Origin of the sequence: Cellulosilyticum sp. ST5, assembly GCF_046529625.1 — a bacterium.
Classification (GTDB): Bacteria; Bacillota; Clostridia; order Lachnospirales; family Cellulosilyticaceae; genus Cellulosilyticum; species Cellulosilyticum lentocellum.
The window spans coordinates 3,427,580-3,452,106 of record NZ_CP132338.1 but is presented as its reverse complement, the minus strand read 5'-3'; the positions used below and the strand labels follow the sequence as shown (position 1 = coordinate 3,452,106).

The following is a 24,527-nucleotide window of genomic DNA, read 5'->3' as shown; positions in this document are numbered from 1 at the left end:
GATGTTATATGGAACAGATGTTAGTGACCAAAGGATTAAATGAACTAAAATTGTTAGATAGTCGCATTTACCGCAAGATCAATGAAGGGGAATTCGTAGGGGCTGCAAAGGTATCCGTGCCTAATGTAAAGGGGAAGATTAGCAAAGAGGCATTTAAAGCTAATGCCAAAGCAGATTACCAATCTATTACGGACCTCATTAAAAGAAGAAATGCTATTAAGGCTGCTATTATCGTTTCTAATGCAACGACAATGGTAGATATTGCTGGAAAGCAGATGACAGTGGCAGAGGCTATTGATAAGAAAAGTAGCATTGAATATGAGAAAGCTTTATTAGAACAGCTGAGTACACAATTTTTAGTGGCATTAAATAAAGTTATCGTAGAAAATGAAAAGGTAGATGAAAGTATAGAACAACTACTTAATACAGCCTATGGTAAGGAAGGAAAAGAAAAGATTACTGAAGCCAGTCATCATGCCATAGCAGAGCCATACCGAGCTGCCAATGAATATGGACTTGTAGATGCACTAGAAATACAGGTACTGATTAAAAGAATGAAAGATGATATCCAAAGCTTTGAGTCGGAAGTGGATACAGCACTCCAAATTTCCAATAGTACGACTATGATAGAAATGAGTAGTTAATAGCATATAGTGCAGTTACATGTAAATCCTAAATTAAGTCCCCTTCCATCAAGGGCGATGATGGAGATTAGCTCTAAAATAGGAGTATTCTGATCAAATAAATGTTGAATGCTTAATTTTTAGGAGTTAATGCTCAATCTTTAATATTCTTTTGATTGAATGCTAAGGTATGAGGCGTCAATGATTGATAAAATCCGTGACAAAGGTTTTGTCAGGCTGACTTATTACTGCTGGATTTTTCCCATGGCTATGTAGCTGCAATATATAATGTAAAGGCTTGTAATGCGGTTAGAGATAATATATAATGAATTATCTAAATTATTAGGAGGTAGCAGATGAATATATTCCCAGTCATTGATTTAGAAGCTACAGGAGCTAATATTTTACGCCTTAGAAAGCAAAAAGGATTATCTGTAAAGGAATTACAAGCTTATTTTGGGTTTGAATGTCCTCAGGCTATTTATAAGTGGCAGTGGGGGCAGAGTTTACCATCAGTAGACAATTTATTTGCACTTAGTAAATTATTTAATACATCAATAGATGAGATCTTGGTTGAATACACACATCACCAAGATCTTTTGCCTTTTAGGGTGAAGTGTATAGGGAGATATGTCAAATTTTTAGTTAAGAGGGAAAGAAGCTAAAAGCTCTTGACAAAGACACCGTGTCGTCCTTTATGATAAGGTTAAGGAAAAGGAAAGGAGGTTACATCATGGAGCTACAAAAAGCAAGTCAAGTATCCAAGGATTACGGAATTTCTACAAGAATGCTACGTTATTACGAGCAGGTGGGATTAATAAAGAGCCTGCGGCAAGAAGATTATGCTTATCGGGTTTATGACGAAAGTGCTGTAAGTCGTTTACGACAAATAATAGTCCTACGTAAGCTACGTGTTCCAGTGAAGCAAATCATAAGCATACTTAATAATGCCGATGCAGTTGAGATTGTAGAAATTTTTAGGCAGAATATAAGTCAGCTTGATAAGGAAATCACAGCGCTTTCTACCGTTAAATCCATATTAATGCGCTTTGCAGAGGAAATTAACGAAAAAGCCGATGTCAATTTAAAATTAATCGGTGACGAAGCTTTGTTTTCTATTATAGATACGCTTTCTTTTCCTAATAATCAAATTAAGGAAAACAAGGAGGAATTATCAATGGAAGAATTAAACAATGCCAGTGAAACGCTTAATAAAATGATGGACAAGGACGTGCGTATTATATTTCTGCCACCGATGACTGTAGCAACTTATTGTGCTAGAGGCGAAGGATGCGAGGGAAAGGCCAATGATGTAATCAATAAGTTCGTAATGGAAGCAGGTCTGACAAAAATCAAACCGGATTTACGTCAGTTTGGATTTGACTGTTCTGATGGGGCAATAGGTGTAGGGGAGCCGTCGAAGGCTTATGAAATATGGGTGTCTATTCCTGATGACATGGAAGTGCCAGGGCACCTTATAAAACGGAAGTTCAACGGTGGTATGTACGCTGCACATGTATTAAGGACATGGGACTTTCAGGATTGGCGTCTTTTGAAGGAATGGGTAGATTCAAGCGACAAATACGATAATGCATGGGGAGAGCCCAGATGGACACCAGACGAAACTGGTTCAGGACAAGGATTTGAAGAACAGTTGAATTACTGGGGTAATGCTAACCGCGGATTTAGAATGGAAGATATGCAACTAGACTTGTTGTTTCCGATTAGGGAAAAATAAATAAGAGGTACATATAAGAAAGAGGTTCACAATGGAAGATATTAAAATGGACTCAACCCTATCATTTGGTGGTTACAACTGGCGTGTACTTGACATACAAGATAATGTGGCATTGCTTATAACCGAAGATATTATAGAACAACGTGCTTATCATGACGCTTATAAAGAGATAACATGGGCTGACTGCTCGTTAAGAAAGTATCTTAACGGTGAGTTCTATGACAAATTCAGCGAAGCTGATAAGTCAAGAATAATGCCGGTGTTAAATAAAAATCTTGATAACCAGTGGTATGGCTCAAAGGGTGGAGTAGACACAAAGGACAGTATATTTTTATTAAGCGTTGAGGAAGTGTGCAAATATTTCGGTGATAGCCGTTCAAAACTATATAACCGAGGAAAAAATCAAAGATATTGGTTTGAAAGAAAAGATGAAAATAACAGTAAGCGAATAGCAAGGTTTGAGGGTGAGACATGGGGGAGTTGGTGGTGGCTTCGGTCACCTGGTCGTGTTAGTGTAAAAGCTGTATATATTCATGGTGATGGTAATATAGGTATTCAAGGCAATAATATATTGAAAGGCAACATCAGCGATGGCAAATGTACAGGCGGCGTCCGTCCTGCTTTGTGGTTAAAGCTGTAAGCCTAATCATACTTAATAAGCATACGGGATAGTTTCGTCCCTTTCATAAACTACAAGGGGTGCAGGGGAAGTATTCCTTGCCATATTCAGATCAGCTATAAGTGTAAATAGGTTTATTAAAAAAATTTTATAGCTGAAAAAAGGAAACCATTGCCATTAGAGATCATGATAAAACAGGCCTTCGTATAGCTTTGTTTGTTAAAAAGAGTGATGGGAAAGGCTCTGATTTTTACTATATGGGAGATGTAGAACCCCTGGCTATTACTCAGACAACCATTAAAAATGATAAGGGTGAGGACAAGCCAATCGTTAATATTCTTTTTGATATGGCACATAGTGTACCAGACCACCTATATGATTATTTAACACAGTAGATAGTAGGAAAGTATCAAGAGCTATCATAGTTCATTTCATTTATGGGAAGACTATGAAAAGGAATATATCTCATATGTGAAGCCACAGAGCTTTCAAGTGAGCAGATAGAAGAGATTAAGAAGCAAGTAGAGCAGGAAAACTAAAAACATAACAAAGTGCTAATCACGTATAAGGGATACAGGGTTAGCGCTTTATTTTTATAGTCTAGGAAAGTTCTGTCTTTGTATAAAAATAGAATTTTCCTAGACTATAAGGGGTGCAGGGAAAGTATTCCCTGCCGTATTCAGGAGGGTGCTCAGCTGACATGTTTTTTTGTCAGCGCCGAAGGAAACCTAGGGTTCCCTAGCGGAAGAAATGTGGGCGCTAGTCCACTTTCTTGTCAAAGGTTAAAATAGCTCTAGGGAATTGGATTTTTCCGAACATATAAAGGAGTAAATAAGATCGTTTGATGAAAGTATGAGGGGGAAATTCAGATGTCAGAGCTTATTACTGTAGAAAAACTTAATAGTGTTGCCTTTTACCAGATTCCACAGGCATTTTACTATCATCCTAAGTATGCAGGCATGAGTGGTAGTGCTCGGGAGACATATGCTATTTTACGTAATTTATTAGGCTTATCTGTAAAAAGTGGCTGGGTGAATGAGAAGGGAGAAATCTTTGTAAAGATTAGTAGAGAAAGGCTAATGAGCCGTTTAGGGATTAAGAAGGACAAGATGAGTAGTGTCTTTAAAGAACTAAGGGAGCTAGAGCTGATTATGGAAAAGCGCATAGGCTGTAATAAGTGCAATGAAATCTATATTTATAATGCCAAGGAATTAAATGAACATTATCTAGAAAGTGATTTATTAGAAGAGGTAAGTGAGGATAAAAGTGAAGGTGGGAGCAGTGGAACTTCTTTTGGAAAGCGAGAAAATAGAATTGCTGAAGAAGATAAAACAGAAGTCCAGGTAGCGGAAAAGCCGACACATAATAAGAATACTTTTATTAAAAATCATGAAGATAAGGCTAAAGCTACACTACTACCAGTAGTAAGTGAGGTTGTTTTAGCGGAGGGAAATTTGATAGATAGGGAAGTACTGAGTGAATTTCATCGTTCTTTTGGCATGGGCAAAGTGTCTATGAAAGCCCAAGAAGTGATTCGTATGTTCCTCAATCGTTTTGAGCACTCTGTGGTGCTTTATGCTTTTGAGCTAGCTGGTGTTAAGAATAAATCCTTTGACTATGCCCAAGGAATTTTGCGCAAATGGTGGCAAGCAGAAGCCTTTAGTTTTGATGAAGTATTTGCTTATGAGGAGCGTTATAGTAGTGGCGTGTAGCCATAGAAAAGTAGCATTTTTAAACTAAGAGTTTCATGATATAGCCCTACAAAGGCATCTTGAGGAGTTTTGTAGAAAAGAAAATAATAGTTATTGTATATTTAATCTAATAAGATTTTATTTAAAATTTAAAATAATTAGAAGGGAATTATATGTTTAAGGAAATGAATGAAAGCCAGTTATTACAAGTTAATGGTGGTGGGGTACCGACGATAGTTAAAAAGGTTGGAGGATTTTTATTGGGGAAAATAGCGACTGTGGTAGTGAAAGAGGCTGCAGAGGCAGTGAGCAATTATGTTGCTACTCTACCAAGACCTTCAGAGCCTACACCATCTAGACCAGAAAATTGGATAGATAGTTTTTAAGGAGTAATTATTATTTATAGTAGCAAAGTCTTAACTTGTTAGCATATAAATATTGTTTATAATCTTTATATACATGATAAGTTAAGAGTAGCTACTTTATTGTGCATATTAAAGTATTATTGAGAGGTAAAAGTATGCATCATAAAGAAAATGAAACAATTAATAGCATGAAAAGATTACATAGTTTTAAAGTTATAATTTTTATGTTTATGATGCAATGGCTACTACTTGTAGTTATATCTATGATGAGTGGGATAATCTTTCCTAGTACACAAATTCAACAAATCATACTACTAATTAAGCGTTTTGATGTAGAAAAGATTTGTGGAAGATGGACATTACTGGTTGTAGGGATTATGTTTCCAATAATACGGACTATTCTTGGTATTTATATTCCAATAGAATTTATGTCAAAAATAAAATTCATAAGAGAAAATACCATTGCAGTACCTATTTTATGTGGCATTATATGGGGAATTCATATAGACTTGCTACTATTGGAGAAAATATATATTACAGGATTATGGTTAATTTATATTTATTCATATGTAAGTGGTAAAGGTAATAAAAGGAATGCCATATGTTTAACTATAATGATTCAAGCAGTATATAATCTTGTGATATATTCTATTGTATAAGTGATGCAGGAACTGTTCTAACTCAGTAATAGATATTTGTCATTGCTCCATCGTAAGAGCGACAGTAAAAGGTAGGAGACTTAAAGGCAAAATAGCCTTTAAGTCTCCTACCTTTTTATTTTGTAAAAAACTAAAAATAATTTTAGGGAGTCACCTCCCCCACTACATATATAGAAGTGAATAAGTAGTAAAGGAGGTGAGAATCATGGCGATTACAGCAGATGTTAAAAATGTCAAAGTAGTACTTAATCTAGCAAAGGGCAGTCAAACTATTTCTGATTGTAGCAAAACGGCTACAGCTGAAGGGCTTTATAGCGTAGGTACAGCAGTAGCAGCTTTACTTCAGGAAGAGCTAGAAGCAGTAACGAAGGTAGAGGAAACTTCTCTTATTGAAGAGTAATCCTAAACCTCATTTTTAAAGAAAGGAGGAAACACTCATGGCAGAAATTACAAAGAAAAACCTTGTACTTACTTTTGGCACAGGTGCTGGTAAAGAAGTAAAAATAACCATCGCTAAACCAAAAGAAGGTCTTGCAAGTGGTGAAATTTCTTCAGCAATGACAGATATTATTGCTGCAAATGCTTTAGGTGAGGACAGTTTAGTAGCTACTAAGGTAAGCGCTAAATATGTGGTTCAGCAAACTGAAGCAATCACACTTGGATAGTTAGATGCAAAGGGCTACTTTTAACACTAGCAAGGGCTAATGTTAAAAGTAGCCTTTTTGTGTAGTCAGCAAGAAAAATTGATGTTAAAGGTCTGATTGAATATATTTTTCTAATTAAAAGTATATTTAGAAAATAATAAGATAGTAATAAGAAAATACAAATATAGGGGGAAGCATATGCAAAAAGATGGGGTGTAGATGAACTATCTACTGCTTTATGATTAGATTTGTTTATTATATTACTCAGGTAGGTTATAATGTAAGTGCTTCAAAAGATGACGTCTAAATGTTATTCAGACATCTAAATGTGTATTTCGTCTTAAAATATGAAAAAGAGAATTTAAGTAGGTATAATGAATATAAGTAATTAAAATCCTAAAAAAGAAGATGGGTGATGCACATTGAGGTTTGAGATTGTTCCTCAAAATCTAAATGCGATAACAACAGATTTAAAGGAAATAGAACAGTGTTTACAGCAGCTCTATGAAGAGGCTGACTCAATAAGCAAAAAAATAGCTTATCAGGAATTTGGCATAGAAGATATTAAAAGTACCCTTGAAGCCAATACAAAAAAGATACTAACGTTGGCGGATGATACTAGGGGCTTTAATGGAGGATTTGTATCTGTTATTAATTTGTATAACAAAACAGAAAATAAAATAGTAAGTAATATGAATGTTACAGATAAAAAAGAGGAGGGGGAGTCACAGAATAGTGCGCCTAATGGAGAAGAGACACAAGAGCCGGGAGGTTCTAAGAAAGTTTCCTATGCAGAAGGTGAAATGATTATTGGGGCAGGGAGCATACCAGGTATCCCTTATAGTTCCAAGATATCTGGGGATTTGTTTTCAGCTTCATATGACACTAAAGTAACAACAGGGGTAACCTATAAGCCTGATAGCAATGGCAAGTATGTTTTAGATACGGTAGGAGCACAAGCTAGCATTTCTGGTGAAGCTCATATAGCAAGTGGTAAGCTCAAGCAGAGTGTGGGATGTTTTACTAATGAAATGTCTGCAACTGTTGGTGAAGTTGGTGCAGTTGGAGCTATAGGAGCCAATCTTTATAAAGATGGCAAGTTAAGTCCTCAAGTATATGCAAAAGTTCAAGCATCTGCGGTAGCAGCAAAAGGTAGTGTTTCAAATAGTATAGGTTCAGACAATAATAACATACATACCAAAGCTTCTGGTGAATTAGGAACAGCAAAGGCAAGTGCAGAAGTCGCTGCAGGGAAAATAACAGTTAAGGATAGTGAAGGAAATACCACAACAGCCTATGGTGCTACTGCAACAGCAGGTGCAGAAGCTTATGCTGCTACAGGGAAGGTATCTGGTGGGGTTGAAATTCTAGGTATACAATTTGATGTTGGTGTAACGGGCAAAGCTGGAGGAGCAGGGGCTAAGGCAAGTGCCACTGCTACAACCGGAGGTGTTAAGGGTTCCGTTGGTGCAGGGTTAGGAGTAGGATTAGGACTGGATATCTCTATAGACTGGAGTAATTTTAAATTAGGCTGGTAAAGATTAATAATAATCTATTTAGGAGGAAATAAAATGTATAAAGACTTATTACCAATTGGCTCAGTAGTACTTCTTAAGGGCGGCCAAAAAAAGCTTATGGTAGTTGGAAGAGTTGTTTGTAAGGAAGATGATAACAAGATATATGATTATATAGGATGTTTATATCCACAGGGAATATTGACTACTTCTGAGCTGTATTTTTTTAATACAGAAAGTATAGAAAATGTATTTTTCATTGGTTTCCAAGATACAGAGGAAATGAGCTTTAAAGGGTTTTTAGAAAATCTGGGTGAATTAGAAGTGGTGAATGGACAAATCGTACCAAAGGAGAGATAAATATTGACGGCCAAAAGTATAATGTATCTAATAAACGTAGTAATTGTCTTAGTGGGTGTGATTTTCACAGTCGTTTCCATAGGTGTTAATCATGGAAACAAAAAGAAAGTCCAAAGGTGTAAAGTTTTAACTAAAGGACGCGTGGTAGATATGCAAAGAGAAGCATCTACATCTAATACAGATGGTGTTGCTACATTTTCCTGGTATCCAGTTTATGAATACACAGCTGATGAACACATCATTAGGAAAAGAAGTTCTTTTGGGCAAGCAAAGCAAGCCTTTTATCCTGGAGAAGAGGTTGAAATTTATTATAACGCCAATGATTATAATGAGTTTTATGTGCCTAAAGAGCATACAGGAAAACTTATTATGGCTTTTCAAATCATAGGAGCCATGCTTCTTATCATAGGAGTCATACTATTTTTTGTAATAAAGTTATTGTAATAGAGATTTCTTGGGAGAGAATGTGAAAATAAAAGCTACTTTTAACACAGGTCATACTGGGTGTTAAAAGTAGCTTTTATAGTATACTTTAATGTTCAATTAGTTTATTTTTATAAGCTTCATAGGAAGGATCAGAAGGGGTAATAATCTTAATCTCTTTATAGTATTCTCCTAAATCTGAAACCACAAGGCAGTTAAATGTCTCAGAGATAAATCTAAGAGGGACAAATAACCTGCCTGACTTGTAGCTTACAGGAACATCTAGTGTTTGCTCCATACCATTAACGGTTACTGCTCGAGTATCTTGCTTTGCAATGATGACGTTAGATTCATCTTCACTCACAATAGTAACAGTTTTGGTGGCTGTATCCCAGTTGACCTTGCACTTTAGTCCTTCTGCTACGATGCGTACAGGTACTAAGGTCCTACCATTCTGGACATAAGGTGGAACGCTGACATCTTGATAAACAGCATCTACTGTAATGTTAATAATATTAGGAACTGCCTTCATATTATAGATTTGATACTTTTGATAGGCCTCATCATTATTATCTGCCATAGCTGGAAATACTAAGCTAGTGGATAAACCTAACAGGGCGATACCTTTTAAAATAGAATGTGATATTTTCATTTTTTATTCCTCCATTCATATGACTCCATTCATTATAGCTTTTTTTAAAGTCAATATATGATTTATAGGACCAAATGCATAGTTAGATGTTTGAATAGTATATTTTTGGGATTATTCAATTGAAAGAGTCTTTTTGGTTGTTAATATTTTTGTTGTTAATATTAAAAAAATAAATGAATAAACAAGACAAAATAAACTAATATAAACAATATTCTATAAAATCTATAGATAGTGAAAATAAAAAGTATTATAATACAAGCAATGGGTTTAATGATCCAAAAAAGTTTTGTAAAAGGAATTGTAAATGAATAAAGTGAAAATTATTGCTATTGTTACCTGTAATAAGGGAAATGTTAGGAGAAATAATCAAGACAACTTTTTACTAAATGGTGCGCATCATATAGGTAAGCTTACAGAAGATGTAGACTATAGATTAGAAAGTAAAGATGAATTTCAAATGTATGCTGTGTTTGATGGTATGGGCGGAGAATGCTACGGAGATGAGGCAGCGTTAATCAGTAATCAGGTAGCGGAATACTATAGGAAAAACTTGAAAGACAAAGAGATAAAGACCGCCAGTAGATATTTGGAGCTGTATTTTAAAGATGCCAATAGTAAAATATGTGAGATGATGGATGAAAAGAAAGTGAGTGCTAGCGGCTCAACTGCGGCGGTTATATGGTTTTATAAAGATTTGTTTTATGGGGCCAATGTAGGAGATAGTCGCATTTACTTATTCAGGGACAATAGATTAGAGCAGTTATCTATAGATCATACAGAACAGGCCTTAATGGAGAAGCTTCATCTGAATAAAGGGCAAAGTGGGCAAAATTCAGGCCTTACACAATACCTAGGGATAAGACCGGAGGAGATGGTAATAGAGCCTTATTATTTCAAATTAAAACCAAAGAATAAAGATATTTTATTACTTTGTAGTGATGGACTCACAGGATGTTTAGATAATGAAGCTATAGGCCAAGTGCTAGCAAGTAGTAAAAGTACAGAGATAGCCATGGGACGCTTGTTAGAACAGGCTCTAAAGGCTAAAGGAAAAGATAATATCACAATAATGCTATTAGAAGTAAGAAAAGGCTGGTTGAGTAGTATTGGTCAATTGTAAAAAAGCAGGAGGGGAATATGAACGAGCAGTATAAGAAGTATGAACCTTTATTTGGGGATTGGAAAATTAGTAGACTTATCGGTAAAGGTAGTTTTGGAGAGGTTTATGAGATTGAGAGAACTAATTTTGGAACCACTTATAAAGCCGCCTTAAAGATAATTGTTATTCCTGTAGATGAGACAGAACTCCAGGAACTCATGTCTAGTGGTATGAGTGTTGCGGAAACAAAGCAGTATATTAAACAATCTGCACAAGATATCATGAGTGAATTCGTCCTAATGTCCAAATTAAAAGGAAATACTAATATTGTAAGTTATGAAGATCATCAGGTTATAGAGCATGAAGATAAATTAGGCTGGGATATTATGATGAAGATGGAATTATTAGAACCTATTAATAAGTATATTAAGAAAAATGGTTTTACTAAGAAAAATCTTATCAAATTAGGAATAGATATCTGTACGGCCCTAGAATTATGTGAGAAGCACAATATAGTACATAGAGATATAAAGCCAGAGAACATCTTTGTATCACCTAATGGCGATTTTAAACTAGGTGATTTTGGCATTGCTAGAAGTATTGAAAAGGCCACATTAGGATTATCTAAAAAAGGGACCTATACTTATATGGCGCCAGAGGTCTATAAGGGGGAAAATTACACCACCACAGTAGACATCTATTCTCTAGGAATCGTCATGTATAAATTTATGAATTGTAACCGTATACCTTTCATGCCACCATATCCTATACCTATTGTTTATACAGATAGAGAAAATGCCCTTGCTAAGAGGATCAGAGGAGAGAAGCTCCCTATACCAGAGGGTGTAAAGTCAGGGAAGCTATTGGAGATTGTAAGAAAGGCATGTCAATTTAATTCTGAGGAAAGGTATCAGGATGCTACCCAGATGAAGGCGGAACTAATGAAGCTTCTTGAGACAGAGGAAGATACCATCATCTTGGCACCAGCTACAGAGGAACCACCATTAAATAATAGGAACTGGAGCAGAATGGAAGAGGCATTAGGGGAAGAAGGACAAGAGGAGGTTCAAGAGGAAGAGATTGAGAAAACTGTTCTGATTGATAAAGAAGAACTACCTGTAGTGACACCCGTTCAGTTACCTAAGGCGCCGACTAAGGACAAACGAAGAGGCGTTATAATAGGTGGTTTAGTAATAGCAGTATTAGGTATAGTTAGCACCATCTATGTCCTATTTAGTAATGATCATACGCCAAAGATAGAGGAAGCCGATACCCAAGCTTATATAGAGCAGCAAAAGGGAGAATATAAAGAGTCAGAGCCTGCTGAGAAAGTAGAACCAAAAGAAACAACTACTCAAGAGAAGGCAGCAGAAGGAATAAAACCAGAAGCAGTGGAGGTAGAAGAGAACAAACCAGAAGAAGTAAAAAACGAAGAAGTAAAAGCAGAACCAGAACAAACACCACTAGAAGAAAGTAAGCCTGTCCAAGAGAAGCCAACACCAACACCAACACCAAAACCAACACCAAAACCAACACCAAAGCCAACACCAAAGCCAACGGCAACCCCTAAAGTTGGAACTCAAACATCGGTTAAAAATCCAAATAAAGAAGAAGCACCTAAACAAGAAATACCTGTACAGCCAACGCCAACGCCAAATACACCACCAGAAATCTATACAGAGTTTGAGTAGGTGTTCGAGGAGGAATATATGAAAAGGTTATTAAAAGTAGGTTTATTAATATTTTTACTGACAATACTAGGCATCACTAGCTTTGCAGCTTCACAGCCCAAGGTAATCGTCAATGGAGAAACATTAGAGCTAGAGGAAAAGCTTATTATGAAAGATGGGTCCATTTACATCTATTTAGGAGATATAGCAAAAGCTCTCAATTTTGAAATCAAATGGGCTGCTGATAAAAAGGCAATTAATTTAAAAAATGAGAATATGATTATAGGAATTGAGGCCAATAATCAGTGGTATTCCAAGAAGACTAAGAATGGTACTATGACGACTTTGAAATTTGATGCTAATTCGGTGCCAAGGTTAATAGATGGAAAGCTCTATGTGCCTATTGGTAATTTTACAATAGTAGCGGGTGGTAAAGTAGGCTGGGATGGAGAAAAAAATATTTATAGTATTATTCATGATGCGCAGCTTAACTATATACAAAGTAGTACGGTAAGTGTCTATGCAGGAATGGGCAAAAAGGGTAACCAAGATGGCACTTTAAGACAAAGTCAGTTTAAATATGCACAAAGTATCTATACCACTAAGGATAAGACGACTTATGTAGCAGATTCTGGAATACTTAGAAAGATAAGTGGAGATGCAGTAGAAACCTTACAGATGCAACCAAAGAACATAAAGCTAGCAGCACTAAAGGGACTTGATAATGAAGTTTATGCATTAAGTACTAAGTACACAAGTGCTAAAAAAGAAGAGCAATATGGCATCTTTAAAATAGAAGGTAATAACCTAAAGGAAATACATACACAAAATGCAAAGCAAGCTAAAATCATAGACTTTGACGTAGCCTCTACTAGTACCATGTGTATCCTCAAAGAGGATATTACTACAGGTGAAAAGTATATAGAGATGATTAGTTTAAGCAAGGATACTAAACCCGTCAAAGTAGAAGTGAAGGAAGCCTTTACTTGTTTAGCAGCAGATGGTGACAGAGTGTACCTAAGCAGTAAGAATGGAAGTATCTATTATTATGATATAAAAATGAAGACAATGATTGTAGTAGCAGGAAAAAATAATGTACATCAGTTTAGAGATGGTGAAGAGGAGTTATTCTGCCAACCACGAAAACTTAAATATTATAAGGGAAGCTTGTACGTATTAGACTATAACGTTCTTCGAAAAGCTTCTGTAAGTGCAACAGGTGTAGTAGGTTCATGGCAGACGATAGCAGGTAAAGCTACAGGGGCAGTTAATCCTAAGATGAGTAGTGGTGCTAGTGAGGAATTATTACTATCCACTGTTAACCCTATGGACTTTTGTATGAGTGATGATGGTATCCTTCTAACAGATGCCACTCAATTTAAAATTATGAGAATCAAATAGGAGGGAACTGTGTTAGGTGATTATAAGATACTCGTTGCTATTGCCATCTTGGTAATAGTGATGATTTGGTTAAAAGTAAAGAAGGCAAAAGATAAAGAACTAAAAATGATTGCAGAAGACAAACTAAGAGATCATGCCCTAAATAGAGCACTTGCCAATGATCTATATGGTGATAAAGAAGCTGGAGAGAATATAGAGAGCTTGCCTTATGAAGTGGACTATAACCAAAGTCAATTAAATAATCGTCAAACAAAGCGAGATAAGATGATGATTCAGATAACAGCATGTTCTGAGTTGTCCAAGAGGAAGTTCATGATAGAGCTTAAAGACGTTATTAAAATAGGGCGTGCTAAAGAAAACACCATTGTCATAAAAGATTCCATGGCGTTACCTGTTCATTGCGAGATCTTTAGACATGTAAATGATGTTTATGTAAAGGACTATAGTGGTAATAGAACATTGCTAAGCCGCAAGAAGCAGCAGGTATATGTAGATGAGAAGGGGATTAAAGTGCGAACAGGAGATAAGATTGTAATCGGTAATACAGTTTTAGAAGTGACGATTATGGGTGAGCAGAATACTTAAGAAATAGAGAATATGGAGAGAGAAAATGAGCTTAGTATTATTAGTCTATAGTGAATACGCATTTAAGGAATTTTTGCTACCTTCGCTGGATAATACAGATTATGAATTGGTACTTAAAAAAGATATTTTCTGTATATCTAATAACTTAGAAGTTAAGCTTGAAGTCATGGATAATAGCTGGAGATTTGTAAGGAGCAATGCTTATAGTTTGGTTAAGGAGAGCATAGATTACTTTGGGGAGCAGTTTAAAGACCGAGATGTTCTTAAGATGACAATTGATAATGGCCAGACAATGACCATCATTGTACGTCAGGTAAGCAATTACTTTAGTGTATATGAGAAGTTTGACTTAAAGGGTTACAATCAAGTGACTATAGGGAAGAATAAAGAGAATCTAATCTGCTTTGATGACTTAGGCGTTATTTCACGTAGTCATGCTACTTTGGTGAAGAAGGGGAGTTACTATGTTATAGAAGACCGTAGTGTCAATGGTACCTTCGTGAATCACTTACGGGTACAAGGAAGTAAGCAATTGGCTTTTGGGGATTGTATTGATATATTTGGGCTTAGAATCGTATTTCTAGGTGATCGTCTAGCAATTAATACAAGCCATCCTAACGTTATAGTAGATAGTAAGCTGAGTCACCTAGAGGAAGAGATTGTTGCAGAAGTGGGAGAGGAAGAAGATGAGATAGCGCCTGATAAACAAAAGGTGATTTTTCATAGATCCCCACGTTATATCAGTACATTAGATACAGAACCAGTAGAAATTGAAGTACCGCCAGCACCTAAGCAAATGCAGAAACAACCTTTGGCCATGATTGTTGGTCCATCTATGACTATGGCACTACCTATGTTACTGGGATGTGGTTTAACCATTTATGGTTCTTCGCGTAGTGGGGGTTCTAGTGGGATTTTTATGTACACAGGTCTTGTTACAGCTATATCTTGCGCACTTATTGCAACCCTATGGAGTCTTATTAATATTAATTATGCTAAGAAGAAAAATAGAGAAGAAGAGCTACATAGATTTGAGGCATATAGCGAATATCTCATTAAATGTACAGAGACTATCAAAGAGTCTTATGAAAAGAACACCAGGATTTTAAAAGAACGCTATATTGAACCTTCTATATGTTGCCACTATACAGAGGCAACGCCTAAGTTGTGGGAGAGAAACTTTACACATCAAGACTTTTTGACTCAGAGAATAGGAATAGGGGATATACCATTTCAAGTACCTATTATCATTCCTAAAGAACGCTTTACCTTGATTAATGATAGCTTGGCACAGAAGCCAAAGTTTATTAAAGATAACTATGAGATGCTAAAAGAGGTGCCAGTATGCATTGATGTGATGAGCAGGAGTCTCATAGGTATAATTGGTGGCGTGGAAAAGAAGGGGGCTATTCATGTTGTACATACCTTAGCTGCTCAGATAGCTACCAATAACTGTTATACAGATGTAAAAATGATCTTTGTATACAATGGTAGTGAGAATCAGGCTGAGAAGAACTGGAACTTTGCTAAGTGGTTACCTCATGTATGGTCAGAGGATAAACGAAGTAGATTTGTAGCTACTAATAAATCAGAGGCCAGTGATATTTTCTATGAACTCACTAAGATATTAAGGTTTAGGCAAGAAGAGAATGGCTCTTTTAATAGAAAGAGTAAAGCTTATAAACCCCATTATATCTTATTTATAGAATCTCCAGAGTTTCTAGAAGGTGAGCTCATCGCTAAGTATATTTTTGACTGTGACAATAACTTGGGGATGTCTACTATCTTATTAGTAGATCATTATGAGCAGCTTCCTAATGCTTGTACCTATGTGATTCAAAACGATGAGGCATTTAAAGGCATCTATGAAATTACAGAGAAACAAGAAGAACGGGTATCGGTGAGATTTGACCAGATTGCCCCAATTGAACTAGAAAGACTAGCTAGGAACCTGGCAAATATAGAAGTAAGTGAAGTAGAAGTGGGTGGTGAGATTCCTAGTGCCTTAAGCTTCTTTGATATGTATCAGATTCAATCTCTAGAGGAACTAGAGGTATTAGAACGTTGGAAGAAAAATCGTACTTATGAAAATATGAGGGCATTAGTAGGACAGAAGTCAGGAGGGAAACCTTGCTACTTAGATGTACATGAGAAGTATCATGGGCCACACGGTCTTGTGGCAGGGACTACAGGTTCAGGTAAGTCTGAAATGTTGCAAACTTATATTTTGTCACTGGCAATTAACTTTAGCCCGGATGATGTAGGCTTCTTTATCATTGACTATAAGGGTGGGGGAATGGCAAATCTCTTTTCTAATTTACCACATCTTATAGGCCAGATTTCTAACCTTTCGGGGAACCAGACAAGAAGAGCTATGGTTTCTATTAAAAGCGAAAATAAGAGAAGGCAGAGAATCTTTAATGAACATGGTGTAAACAATATTAATCTCTATACAAGGCTTTATAAAAATAATGAGGCAACACTACCTGTCCCTCATTTATTCATCATTATAGATGAGTTTGCCGAGCTTAAGAGAGAAGAGCCAGATTTTATGAGAGAACTCATAAGCGTTGCACAAGTAGGGCGAAGCTTAGGGGTACACCTTATCTTAGCAACGCAAAAGCCCAGTGGTACAGTAGATGATAATATCTGGAGTAACTCTAAGTTTAGGCTTTGTTTGCGCGTACAAGATAGACAAGATAGTAATGATATGCTACATAAACCGGATGCGGCGTATATTACCCAAGCTGGACGTTGCTACTTGCAAGTAGGTAATGATGAACTATATGAACTTTTCCAATCTGGTTATAGTGGTGGTACTTATGACGAAGATATGGGAAGTAAGAAGACAGATATAGCCAAGATGATTTCTATTACAGGAAAGGCAGCATTAGTTGGCAGCAAGGTAAAGAGAAAGCAGAAGGAAGAGAAGAAGGTCAAATGGATTATGACCTTATTAACCATTATGAGTGGTATTGCCGATGGGTTAAGGACTTCGTTAAATGAGATAATGGATAACAATCTAGATCAGCTCATAGCACAGATGTATACTAAGCTGCAAGAAGAAAAGATTGATTACCCAGTATCAGAATATAACTCTCAACGATTAATAGGGCTTATTCATTTATTTAGAAGTATGAAGGCAGATGAAGAGATTGATGAAGCAGTTACAAGGCGAATCATTGCCCTTGCTGAGATTAAAAATATTAAGCTACCAGAGATGAAAGAGCCTACTCAGTTAGATGTTGTTATAGATTACTTAAAGCAGACAGCTACTAAAAATGGCTATACACACAATGTACAGCTTTGGCTACCTGTATTACCCCTTAAGCTTTATATGAGTGACCTAGAAAAGTATAAGGAAGAGGCTATAGAAGGTAACAAGTGGAATGGGGAACAGCATAAGTGGAGTCTGCAAGTAGAGATGGGCCTTTGTGATGATCCTGTTAATCAAGCTCAGATGCCATTAAAGGTAGACCTAGCTGAAATCGGTCATCTAGCAATCTGTGGTATTGTGGCCAGTGGTAAGAGTACGTTCTTACAAAGCTTCATTTATCAACTAGTTAATAACTATTCCGCAGAATATATTCATATCTATGGTATTGATTATAGTAGTAAAATGCTAGGAGCCTTTGAGAAGGCACCTCAAGTAGGGGGAATTGTATTTGAAAATGAAGAGAGCCGTTTAGAGAAGCTCTTTAATATGATCATGCAGCTCTTAGAGGAACGTAAGACACTACTTAGAGGAGGAAGCTATAGTCAATATGTGAAGGCAAAGGGGGTTAAGCTTCCAGCTATTATAATTGCATTAGATAATGTGGCTGATTTTAGAAATAAAACGAATAGTAAGTATGACGACCTCTTATTACAGCTATCAAGAGATGGTGTGGGTTATGGTATTTTCTTAGTCCTTACTTCTTCTGGATTTGGTGCTATGGAGATTCCTACTAGAGTAGCAGATAATATTCGTAAGGTGATTAGCTTAGAGATGAATGATAAGTTCCAATATGCAGATGTAATGAGAAATATGCATTTACCTGTATTACCAGAAGTAGGGGTTAAAGGTAGAGGGCTTGCAGAAGTTGGAGAAGACATCCTAGAGTTCCAGACAGCTTTGGCATTACCAGCAGAAGATGATTATAAACGTATGGAGCTTATAGATGCTAGGTGTGTAGAACTAAGAAACGAATGGAAGGGAAAACGTGCAAAGGCAATTCCTGAGATTCCAGAAAAGCCAGTGTGGAAAGAGTTTGCAGCTTTAGAGGATGTACAAAAGATGATAGAGCATCCAGCTTATTTACCTTTAGGCTATGATATGGCAGATGCAAGCATCTATGGCATAGCCTTGAATCATACTTATAGCTACATTATTTCAGGTAAGGCAAGAACCGGTAAGTCTAACTTAATGAAGCTTCTCATGTTAGGGGCTATAAGCAAAGAGGCTCAGCTAGTCATTATAGATTATCAAAAGGAATATGAGTCATTTAAGGTTCAAAGCCCAGAGATGGATTATATTACAACGGATGAAGAGCTATATACCTATTGTCTTAAACTAAAAGATTTATTTATTCCAAGGAACCAAAAGAAGAATCAATGGATAAAAGAAGGGCTAGAAGACGAAGAAATCTTTGAAAAGATGCAAGAAAATCAAAAAATATTTATATTTGTAGCTGATGTAGTGGAATTTATTAAGCGTGTTTATAAACCAAGTGAAGGTGTACAGGATATGAGTGGCTTCTTACAGAACATTACAGACAAGGGGTACTTACATAATGTATTCTGGATATCAGCGTATAACCAAGACCAGTACACAGAAGTTATTGGTAAGCCACTCTATGAGAACCTAGTGAGAGCTAAAGCAGGTATTCACTTAGGTGGTAATGTATCTGCCCAAAGAGTATTCGAATTTAGTTATATGCCGTATATGCAACAAAGCAAAGTGCAGAAGGCTGGTATGGGGATGATACCATCTACCAATGAGGAGGAAAAGACTCAAAAGGTAGTTATTCCAATGGTAAAACTATAGAAGATTTGGGAGAAAAATGAGTATGATTTCTATGGTTGTGTACAACGAAGATAGTGAAGAGATTAAGAAAATGAGAAAAATCATAGGGGATATTATTCCCATCATTAGTGAGGATAAGTGGGATTTACGTTTCTATACAACTTTCGAATCTTTCGCGTGTTATATGGAAAAAAGCAAAGGGATTGATCTTCTTGTCTTTGATATAACAGGGATTGATGCAGTCTCTCAGCTAGAGAGGGTAAGACACCAGCAGAAGGAAGCTGTCTTACTTATTATTGCTAATATGACTATTTCGCCTATGGCGTATATGAAACCAAGTATTAAGGCAACCTCCTTATTATTACGTCCCATAGAAGACAAAAAAATGAATAGGGTACTTAAAGAGTTCTTAGTTGATTTTGTAGAGAAACAAGAAGAGCATAATCCTGAACATGTGTTTCAAATAGAAACAAAGGGTGAGGTTCAGTATATTCCCTATGATAAAATCTATTATTTTGAAGCACGGAAAAGAAAACTCTACTTGCGTACAGTAAGTGAAGAATACGCATTTATTAACACAGTAGATAATCTAGAGCAAATGTTAGGGGAGCAGTTTATACGCTGTCATAGAAGCTTTATTGTTAATTCTAGAAAGATAGTAAGTATTGCCTTAGCAGACAATATCATTAAATTAACGAATGAGTTAGTGGTTCCTTTGTCTAGAGGGTATAGAGGTAATATTAAGAAGAGCATAGGAACGAGGAAATAGTGATGAAAGAGTCAAAATTTATGGTGATTAAAGATGATGAATTTGCTGTGTTATGTGCTTTATATGGTATTACTCATTTCTTTGGTACCTTAGAAATGGGAGCAGCCAAACTCAGTAAACAAGAGATATATGCCTTAGTCTATCAGCTTTACAAAAAGGATTTATTAGTATATGACAATGACAAAATAGTATTAACACCTAGCATTAAAATGATAGGTGAGGGCATTAAACGTGCCACAAGACTACTGAGTCTTGTCAATCCCGTTACTTCAGAAAATCATTCTTTTTATTATACCCCACATGCAGATTGGTGTATCAACTTACAAAAGGGGTGGGAAGATCCTAATAGTATTAGACTAAGATGTATAGATAAAGAAGAGGTTATTCTAGTTGGAGAAGAGGCGGAGCTGCTTCCTAAGCAACTGCTTGATGAAGTTAGCATTCAAAATGTGCAGCTTGATGAAGCAGAAACGGTACTTAAAGAGTATTTAGTTCTTAATGTATATGACCTTGATACCGATGAAAGGCTAGTGGAGATCCAAGTAGGAATGGCATCACTAAGTGCTGTACTAGTATATAGGGATGAAACGATGACCTACAAAGAAGTATATGTGTTAGACCGCTTGAAGAGATTAATAACTACATTATTACAAGGGGAGAAGCACTATGATAATGGTTGATATTTATATTGTATCCATAGATAAAACCTATGACTTTAATTTAGATGAGGATACCAACATTGAGGTATTAACTGAAGAAATCAGTGAGATGGTTTCACAGAAGGAGAGAGTGACTTTAGAAGGTAAAAGTGATAACTTTTATCTCTGTAGCGAGAAGGATCAGAGGATCTTACCTAAGAATCTAACCCTTAGAAAGTGCCATATTAGAAATGGGGACTGCCTGTTTATGATATAAAAATATGCATTCTATACATCTAAATGTGTATTTGGTCTGAAAAAAATAAAATGACACAAAGTTATGTTAAAATAACAAAAAAGAAAGGAGCTTGATATGTTTCATATTGTAGTAGACGAATTACAACTGTCCTATAAAGATATAGAAAAGCAAATAAACATGCGTCATTCAATGATTATGGAAATAGAGAAGGTAGTGAAAACTTTAGCATCTATATCAGGGGTAGAAGACATAAGAGATAGTCTAAATAGTCAGCTTAAGAAATTAGAAACAGAGCAAAGACAGTATGTACAGCTGCTACAAGCTCTAAACCTAGTTTTGACCTATTATAATGAAGGGGAAAAGCGCATTATCTCAAAATGTGAATTAGGCGATAGCTGGGCATTTCAAGTGTCTTTTAACAAAAACGATTTTAGTAGTATAGCAAATGAACTTAAGGATATTAAGTTGGATTAGGAGGTAGAAAATGGGGATTAAACAGATTGCTACAGATACAGTAATCATGCAAAATGACATTACTGCACTAGAAGGGGCACTGAGCACCGTAAAGGCAAAGATGGATAATATGTTTACTAATATGAAAGAATTAGATGGTATGTGGTCAGGTACGGCTAATATGGCATTTATGATGCAGTTTAATAAAGACTATAGTACCTTAAAGGAAATTTGTGATATTCTGACTGGTTTAGTAGAGAGTATAAAAACAGCAAAGATAGAGTATGAGAAGTGTGAATCTAGTGTAAACACAGTAATCAAGAATATTAAGATTGAGGGAATGTAGAGGAGGAAGGTATCATGGATTTACCTAAAATCATGGCTAGTATGATGACGTTAAAAGTAACACCAGAAATCCTTATAGCTAAAGCAGATGAAGTCATAAAGGATGTCAGTTCTATCAAGCAAGAGATGGAAACTATTCAGCAAAAAGTCGAGGGGACAAAGGCTTATTGGATAGGTGAAGCTGGGGATTTACATAGAAAGCTTTATAACGATCAAAAAGAAGATATACAAGATATGATGCGTAGATTAGATGAGCATCCAAGGGATCTAAAAATCATCGCCAGCAACTATATGACTACTGAGAAAGAAGTAGAAAATATAGCCAATGCATTAACGGATAATGTAATCGTATAGGAGGTTATTATGAGCCAATATAACAAAATAGATGTAGATTTTGAAATGATGATGATGCAAGCAAGCATTTTAGAAAGAATTGCTGAACAGATGGAGACATTAGGGTCCAAATCTTTTGACACTACCTTACAAAGCATAGCTGCAAGTTGGAAAGGTGACAATGCTAATTTGTACCTTGGAAAAGGAGAAATACTAAAAAGTAATACTATCACTACAGCACAAAATCTAAGAGATATTGCAGGACGTCTTAAATCTCGAACACAATTTATTTATAGCAAGGAAAAGGCGGCTATTGAAATTGCAGTGAAGCGTACTTACTAGACAATGTTACAAAATATAAAAATGGTTGGTGAGATAATGAGAAAAAAGTACATCTATCTACTATTAGCGGTTATGTTATTCATGGGCTGTGGGCAAACAGTAGTGATGGGAACAGGAATTAAAGACGGAAAAACAAATGAGGCAGCAATTGTATCTACTAGTACAGTAGAAGACAGTATCTTTTTATTTGTAAAGTCACCTGCAGGAAAGATGGAACAAGTGACTTATCAGCTCGGTGTAAACTTATGTGACCATATAAAGCCTAGTGCCATTAGTCAATTAGATGTAGCAATGAAGACTTTAGTCTTAGTTGATAATTCCTTTTCTATATCCAAGGATGATAGGCAGAAAACCAAAGATATGTTAGTTGAGTTCATTGCTGAGAAAAAGGACAATGAACTTGTTAGAATTGCGACTTTTGACAAGGAGATTCATTATTTAACAGACTATATATCAGACTATATTGAGCTAAAAAAGACAATACAGTCTATAACATATAAAGATCAAGAAACTTATCTCACGGATGTATTATATGAAGTGTTAAAAAATGATTTTGCTACACCAGAAGAGGTTTACAATAGAATTATTATTATCTCTGATGGGGTAGATAATAAAGCATTAGGTTATACCAAGGAAGAACTTTATATTAAGGTGAAAGAGAAAGCCATACCTATTTACACCATTGGCTGTAGTAATGGAAAGAACGAGGAAACATTAAAGAATATGTTTGCCTTATCGAGAACATCAAATGTCAAGTACTATTTGATGGATGAAGTAAAGGATTTAGAGTTACTTGTTCAGGAGATAGCACAAGATAGAACGATTACGAGATTAGAAGTTATACCAGAGGCTGACTTATTGGATGGAAGTATCAAGAATTCGAAGCTTACATTTGAAGATTCAGGTGAAGTGTATAGCCTAACAGCAGATGTATTAATGCCGTTTAAGGTAAAAGAAGCAGAGCAAGTAACACCAACACCCACATTAATTTCAGAAGTAGTAGAAACTCCCCAAGATGAAACCTCAAAGGTAGAAACAGCTAACAAAATGCAATTCTACCTTATTTGCATAGCAATAGGTGTAGTAGTGGTTGGTGGGATTGGATTCATGATCATGATATTCCTTAAGAAGAAAAAGCAGCAAAATTCCTTTGAAACTATCTCGAGTCACGTAGTAGCAAATTATGAAGAAGATGAAATCCAGGAGCCAACAGAGATGGCTGGAAATGATGGAGAAGAGGGAACCTGTAGAATTTGGGATGAGCCTAAGAGAAAGACACTTATCTTAACGGATATCAAATCGCCTTCTAAGACTTTTCAAGTACCTATTGCACACAGTGTGATTGTAGGTAGAAGTAGCAAGAACTCAACTCTTGTTATTGACTATGATAAGTCAGTATCAGGTAAGCATTGTGAGATTGAAATGAGAGGCGATAATAAACTATTCATAATGGATTTAGAGTCTTCTAATGGTACCTATGTAAATGGAAATAGAGTACTAACAGAAACTGAAATCTCGTCAGGTGTCATTATTAAATTAGGTAGATTGGAATTTAAATTAGAAGTAAGATAGTGCACTGACATAAGGAGATGAACAATGGAATATGCAGGAGATACAAGGACGGGCTTAATCAGGGCAGTTAACCAAGACAGCATACTGGCACTTAGTAAAGGAGAAGTTTCTTTATTTGTAGTAGCAGATGGTATGGGGGGACATGTTGAGGGGGAGAAAGCAAGTAGAGCTATTACAGAAAATCTACGCATATGGTGGAGAAATATAGAAGAGAATCGTTACGAACAGGATTTCTTCAAACTAGTGACATCTGTAAGAAATTACATTGAACAAGCTAATACATACATATATGAAAAGTATAACAATAATGCCGTATGCGGATCAACCGTTTCGGCTTTATTGTTATACAAAAAAAACTATGCGATTTTTCAAGTGGGGGATACGAGAATCTATAAGTTAGAAAAGAGAAAGCTTAATCAGCTTACTATGGATGAAGTATGGGAAAACGATATTATGACTAAGAAGAAGTTTACAGAAAGAGAAATTATAAGTAGTGCTAAGCGAGGCAAATTAATTAATGCAGTAGGAACAACCCCAGAGCTAAGTATAACCATTAAGACAGACTGCTTAAATGAAGATGCATTATTTCTCTTATGTAGTGACGGACTATATAAGATGATTAAACCTAGAGAGGTTTTAAAAGTGCTTAAAAAAATGAATAAAAGTGCATCAGTACGAGAAGGGATAGATGCACTCATGAATAGCGTTTACCACGCCGGGGCAAAAGATAATGTATCAATCATCTTGGTGAAAACAGGAGAGTGAAAA

Annotated in this window: 28 protein-coding genes; 27 read left to right on the top strand and 1 reads right to left on the bottom strand. The window is 36.0% G+C overall.

The genetic code is table 11. The features are described from left to right. The first annotated feature begins 8 nt into the window (after window positions 1–8). From QTL86_RS16755 to QTL86_RS16695, 13 genes are all read left to right on the top strand, one after another. Window positions 9–644, top strand: coding sequence for a hypothetical protein (locus QTL86_RS16755; RefSeq protein WP_410495509.1), 636 nt, complete (start codon window positions 9–11; stop codon window positions 642–644). A gap of 335 nt (window positions 645–979) precedes the next feature. Continuing rightward, the gene (locus QTL86_RS16750) at window positions 980–1,288 is read left to right on the top strand and encodes a helix-turn-helix domain-containing protein (protein WP_410495508.1); all 309 of its coding nucleotides are present in this window, start codon (window positions 980–982) and stop codon (window positions 1,286–1,288) included. A gap of 68 nt (window positions 1,289–1,356) precedes the next feature. Next, complete coding sequence (locus tag QTL86_RS16745) at window positions 1,357–2,361, top strand: MerR family transcriptional regulator (protein ID WP_410495507.1); 1,005 nt, start codon at window positions 1,357–1,359, stop codon at window positions 2,359–2,361. Between the two features lie 31 nt (window positions 2,362–2,392). After that, window positions 2,393–3,001 (top strand): DUF6273 domain-containing protein, encoded by a 609-nt coding sequence (locus tag QTL86_RS16740; RefSeq protein ID WP_410495506.1) that lies wholly within the window; start codon window positions 2,393–2,395, stop codon window positions 2,999–3,001. Between the two features lie 149 nt (window positions 3,002–3,150). Further along, window positions 3,151–3,375, top strand: a complete 225-nt coding sequence (locus QTL86_RS16735) for a DUF3427 domain-containing protein (RefSeq protein WP_410497317.1) — start codon at window positions 3,151–3,153, stop codon at window positions 3,373–3,375. A 474-nt stretch (window positions 3,376–3,849) separates the two neighbouring features. Further along, complete coding sequence (locus tag QTL86_RS16730; RefSeq protein WP_410495505.1) at window positions 3,850–4,692, top strand: replication initiator protein A; 843 nt, start codon at window positions 3,850–3,852, stop codon at window positions 4,690–4,692. Between the two features lie 152 nt (window positions 4,693–4,844). After that, on the top strand, window positions 4,845–5,057 hold the full coding sequence (locus tag QTL86_RS16725; protein ID WP_127065306.1) for a class IIb bacteriocin, lactobin A/cerein 7B family: 213 nt from the start codon (window positions 4,845–4,847) through the stop codon (window positions 5,055–5,057). Window positions 5,058–5,191: 134 nt separating this feature from the next. Beyond that, entirely contained in the window at window positions 5,192–5,695 is a 504-nt protein-coding gene (locus tag QTL86_RS16720) for a hypothetical protein (protein ID WP_410495504.1), read from the top strand. Window positions 5,696–5,900: 205 nt separating this feature from the next. Continuing rightward, complete coding sequence (locus QTL86_RS16715) at window positions 5,901–6,095, top strand: hypothetical protein (RefSeq protein ID WP_127065308.1); 195 nt, start codon at window positions 5,901–5,903, stop codon at window positions 6,093–6,095. Between the two features lie 37 nt (window positions 6,096–6,132). Then, a complete protein-coding gene (locus tag QTL86_RS16710; RefSeq protein WP_127065309.1) occupies window positions 6,133–6,360 on the top strand; it encodes a DUF2922 domain-containing protein in 228 nt (75 codons plus the stop codon). Between the two features lie 401 nt (window positions 6,361–6,761). Next, on the top strand, window positions 6,762–7,877 hold the full coding sequence (locus QTL86_RS16705; RefSeq protein ID WP_410495503.1) for a hypothetical protein: 1,116 nt from the start codon (window positions 6,762–6,764) through the stop codon (window positions 7,875–7,877). A gap of 33 nt (window positions 7,878–7,910) precedes the next feature. Further along, window positions 7,911–8,213 carry a DUF4176 domain-containing protein gene (locus QTL86_RS16700; protein ID WP_127065311.1) on the top strand — a complete coding sequence of 101 codons (303 nt, stop codon included), beginning with the start codon at window positions 7,911–7,913 and terminating at the stop codon, window positions 8,211–8,213. Between the two features lie 21 nt (window positions 8,214–8,234). Further along, on the top strand, window positions 8,235–8,657 hold the full coding sequence (locus tag QTL86_RS16695) for a DUF3592 domain-containing protein (protein ID WP_410495502.1): 423 nt from the start codon (window positions 8,235–8,237) through the stop codon (window positions 8,655–8,657). 88 nt (window positions 8,658–8,745) lie between these two features. Here QTL86_RS16695 and QTL86_RS16690 read toward each other — a convergent pair whose 3' ends face one another. Next, on the bottom strand, window positions 8,746–9,288 hold the full coding sequence (locus QTL86_RS16690; protein ID WP_410495501.1) for a copper amine oxidase N-terminal domain-containing protein: 543 nt from the start codon (window positions 9,286–9,288) through the stop codon (window positions 8,746–8,748). 304 nt (window positions 9,289–9,592) lie between these two features. Between QTL86_RS16690 and QTL86_RS16685 the strand changes: the two genes are divergently transcribed. From QTL86_RS16685 to QTL86_RS16620, 14 genes are all read left to right on the top strand, one after another. After that, entirely contained in the window at window positions 9,593–10,408 is an 816-nt protein-coding gene (locus tag QTL86_RS16685) for a PP2C family protein-serine/threonine phosphatase (protein ID WP_410495500.1), read from the top strand. A 17-nt stretch (window positions 10,409–10,425) separates the two neighbouring features. Beyond that, a complete protein-coding gene (locus QTL86_RS16680; RefSeq protein ID WP_127065315.1) occupies window positions 10,426–12,078 on the top strand; it encodes a serine/threonine-protein kinase in 1,653 nt (550 codons plus the stop codon). An 18-nt stretch (window positions 12,079–12,096) separates the two neighbouring features. Beyond that, on the top strand, window positions 12,097–13,458 hold the full coding sequence (locus QTL86_RS16675; protein WP_410495499.1) for a stalk domain-containing protein: 1,362 nt from the start codon (window positions 12,097–12,099) through the stop codon (window positions 13,456–13,458). 9 nt (window positions 13,459–13,467) lie between these two features. Next, complete coding sequence (locus tag QTL86_RS16670) at window positions 13,468–14,043, top strand: FHA domain-containing protein (RefSeq protein ID WP_410495498.1); 576 nt, start codon at window positions 13,468–13,470, stop codon at window positions 14,041–14,043. Window positions 14,044–14,068: 25 nt separating this feature from the next. Continuing rightward, on the top strand, window positions 14,069–19,069 hold the full coding sequence (gene essC / locus QTL86_RS16665) for a type VII secretion protein EssC (RefSeq protein WP_410495497.1): 5,001 nt from the start codon (window positions 14,069–14,071) through the stop codon (window positions 19,067–19,069). A 22-nt stretch (window positions 19,070–19,091) separates the two neighbouring features. Continuing rightward, window positions 19,092–19,817 carry a LytR/AlgR family response regulator transcription factor gene (locus QTL86_RS16660; protein ID WP_190283485.1) on the top strand — a complete coding sequence of 242 codons (726 nt, stop codon included), beginning with the start codon at window positions 19,092–19,094 and terminating at the stop codon, window positions 19,815–19,817. A gap of 2 nt (window positions 19,818–19,819) precedes the next feature. After that, window positions 19,820–20,497 (top strand): hypothetical protein, encoded by a 678-nt coding sequence (locus QTL86_RS16655; RefSeq protein WP_127065320.1) that lies wholly within the window; start codon window positions 19,820–19,822, stop codon window positions 20,495–20,497. Then, window positions 20,484–20,732 carry an EsaB/YukD family protein gene (locus QTL86_RS16650; RefSeq protein WP_127065321.1) on the top strand — a complete coding sequence of 83 codons (249 nt, stop codon included), beginning with the start codon at window positions 20,484–20,486 and terminating at the stop codon, window positions 20,730–20,732. The genes QTL86_RS16655 and QTL86_RS16650 overlap by 14 nt, the downstream gene beginning before the upstream one ends. 96 nt (window positions 20,733–20,828) lie before the next feature. After that, complete coding sequence (locus tag QTL86_RS16645) at window positions 20,829–21,188, top strand: hypothetical protein (protein WP_127065322.1); 360 nt, start codon at window positions 20,829–20,831, stop codon at window positions 21,186–21,188. A 10-nt stretch (window positions 21,189–21,198) separates the two neighbouring features. Further along, complete coding sequence (locus tag QTL86_RS16640; RefSeq protein WP_127065323.1) at window positions 21,199–21,513, top strand: WXG100 family type VII secretion target; 315 nt, start codon at window positions 21,199–21,201, stop codon at window positions 21,511–21,513. Window positions 21,514–21,527: 14 nt separating this feature from the next. Beyond that, the gene (locus QTL86_RS16635) at window positions 21,528–21,866 is read left to right on the top strand and encodes a WXG100 family type VII secretion target (RefSeq protein ID WP_127065324.1); all 339 of its coding nucleotides are present in this window, start codon (window positions 21,528–21,530) and stop codon (window positions 21,864–21,866) included. A gap of 9 nt (window positions 21,867–21,875) precedes the next feature. Then, entirely contained in the window at window positions 21,876–22,187 is a 312-nt protein-coding gene (locus tag QTL86_RS16630) for a WXG100 family type VII secretion target (RefSeq protein WP_127065325.1), read from the top strand. Between the two features lie 3 nt (window positions 22,188–22,190). Continuing rightward, window positions 22,191–23,759, top strand: a complete 1,569-nt coding sequence (locus QTL86_RS16625; RefSeq protein WP_127065326.1) for an FHA domain-containing protein — start codon at window positions 22,191–22,193, stop codon at window positions 23,757–23,759. 24 nt (window positions 23,760–23,783) lie between these two features. Beyond that, window positions 23,784–24,524 carry a PP2C family protein-serine/threonine phosphatase gene (locus tag QTL86_RS16620; RefSeq protein ID WP_127065327.1) on the top strand — a complete coding sequence of 247 codons (741 nt, stop codon included), beginning with the start codon at window positions 23,784–23,786 and terminating at the stop codon, window positions 24,522–24,524. Window positions 24,525–24,527 lie beyond the last annotated feature (3 nt).

Coding starts and splice junctions, on each gene's coding strand:
- QTL86_RS16755 (WP_410495509.1), top strand. CDS start 9: ATGGAACAGATGTTAGTGACCAAAGGATTAAATGAACTAAAATTGTTA.
- QTL86_RS16750 (WP_410495508.1), top strand. CDS start 980: ATGAATATATTCCCAGTCATTGATTTAGAAGCTACAGGAGCTAATATT.
- QTL86_RS16745 (WP_410495507.1), top strand. CDS start 1,357: ATGGAGCTACAAAAAGCAAGTCAAGTATCCAAGGATTACGGAATTTCT.
- QTL86_RS16740 (WP_410495506.1), top strand. CDS start 2,393: ATGGAAGATATTAAAATGGACTCAACCCTATCATTTGGTGGTTACAAC.
- QTL86_RS16730 (WP_410495505.1), top strand. CDS start 3,850: ATGTCAGAGCTTATTACTGTAGAAAAACTTAATAGTGTTGCCTTTTAC.
- QTL86_RS16725 (WP_127065306.1), top strand. CDS start 4,845: ATGTTTAAGGAAATGAATGAAAGCCAGTTATTACAAGTTAATGGTGGT.
- QTL86_RS16720 (WP_410495504.1), top strand. CDS start 5,192: ATGCATCATAAAGAAAATGAAACAATTAATAGCATGAAAAGATTACAT.
- QTL86_RS16715 (WP_127065308.1), top strand. CDS start 5,901: ATGGCGATTACAGCAGATGTTAAAAATGTCAAAGTAGTACTTAATCTA.
- QTL86_RS16710 (WP_127065309.1), top strand. CDS start 6,133: ATGGCAGAAATTACAAAGAAAAACCTTGTACTTACTTTTGGCACAGGT.
- QTL86_RS16700 (WP_127065311.1), top strand. CDS start 7,911: ATGTATAAAGACTTATTACCAATTGGCTCAGTAGTACTTCTTAAGGGC.
- QTL86_RS16695 (WP_410495502.1), top strand. CDS start 8,235: ATGTATCTAATAAACGTAGTAATTGTCTTAGTGGGTGTGATTTTCACA.
- QTL86_RS16690 (WP_410495501.1), bottom strand. CDS start 9,288: ATGAAAATATCACATTCTATTTTAAAAGGTATCGCCCTGTTAGGTTTA.
- QTL86_RS16685 (WP_410495500.1), top strand. CDS start 9,593: ATGAATAAAGTGAAAATTATTGCTATTGTTACCTGTAATAAGGGAAAT.
- QTL86_RS16680 (WP_127065315.1), top strand. CDS start 10,426: ATGAACGAGCAGTATAAGAAGTATGAACCTTTATTTGGGGATTGGAAA.
- QTL86_RS16675 (WP_410495499.1), top strand. CDS start 12,097: ATGAAAAGGTTATTAAAAGTAGGTTTATTAATATTTTTACTGACAATA.
- essC (WP_410495497.1), top strand. CDS start 14,069: ATGAGCTTAGTATTATTAGTCTATAGTGAATACGCATTTAAGGAATTT.
- QTL86_RS16660 (WP_190283485.1), top strand. CDS start 19,092: ATGATTTCTATGGTTGTGTACAACGAAGATAGTGAAGAGATTAAGAAA.
- QTL86_RS16655 (WP_127065320.1), top strand. CDS start 19,820: ATGAAAGAGTCAAAATTTATGGTGATTAAAGATGATGAATTTGCTGTG.
- QTL86_RS16650 (WP_127065321.1), top strand. CDS start 20,484: ATGATAATGGTTGATATTTATATTGTATCCATAGATAAAACCTATGAC.
- QTL86_RS16645 (WP_127065322.1), top strand. CDS start 20,829: ATGTTTCATATTGTAGTAGACGAATTACAACTGTCCTATAAAGATATA.
- QTL86_RS16640 (WP_127065323.1), top strand. CDS start 21,199: ATGGGGATTAAACAGATTGCTACAGATACAGTAATCATGCAAAATGAC.
- QTL86_RS16635 (WP_127065324.1), top strand. CDS start 21,528: ATGGATTTACCTAAAATCATGGCTAGTATGATGACGTTAAAAGTAACA.
- QTL86_RS16630 (WP_127065325.1), top strand. CDS start 21,876: ATGAGCCAATATAACAAAATAGATGTAGATTTTGAAATGATGATGATG.
- QTL86_RS16625 (WP_127065326.1), top strand. CDS start 22,191: ATGTTACAAAATATAAAAATGGTTGGTGAGATAATGAGAAAAAAGTAC.
- QTL86_RS16620 (WP_127065327.1), top strand. CDS start 23,784: ATGGAATATGCAGGAGATACAAGGACGGGCTTAATCAGGGCAGTTAAC.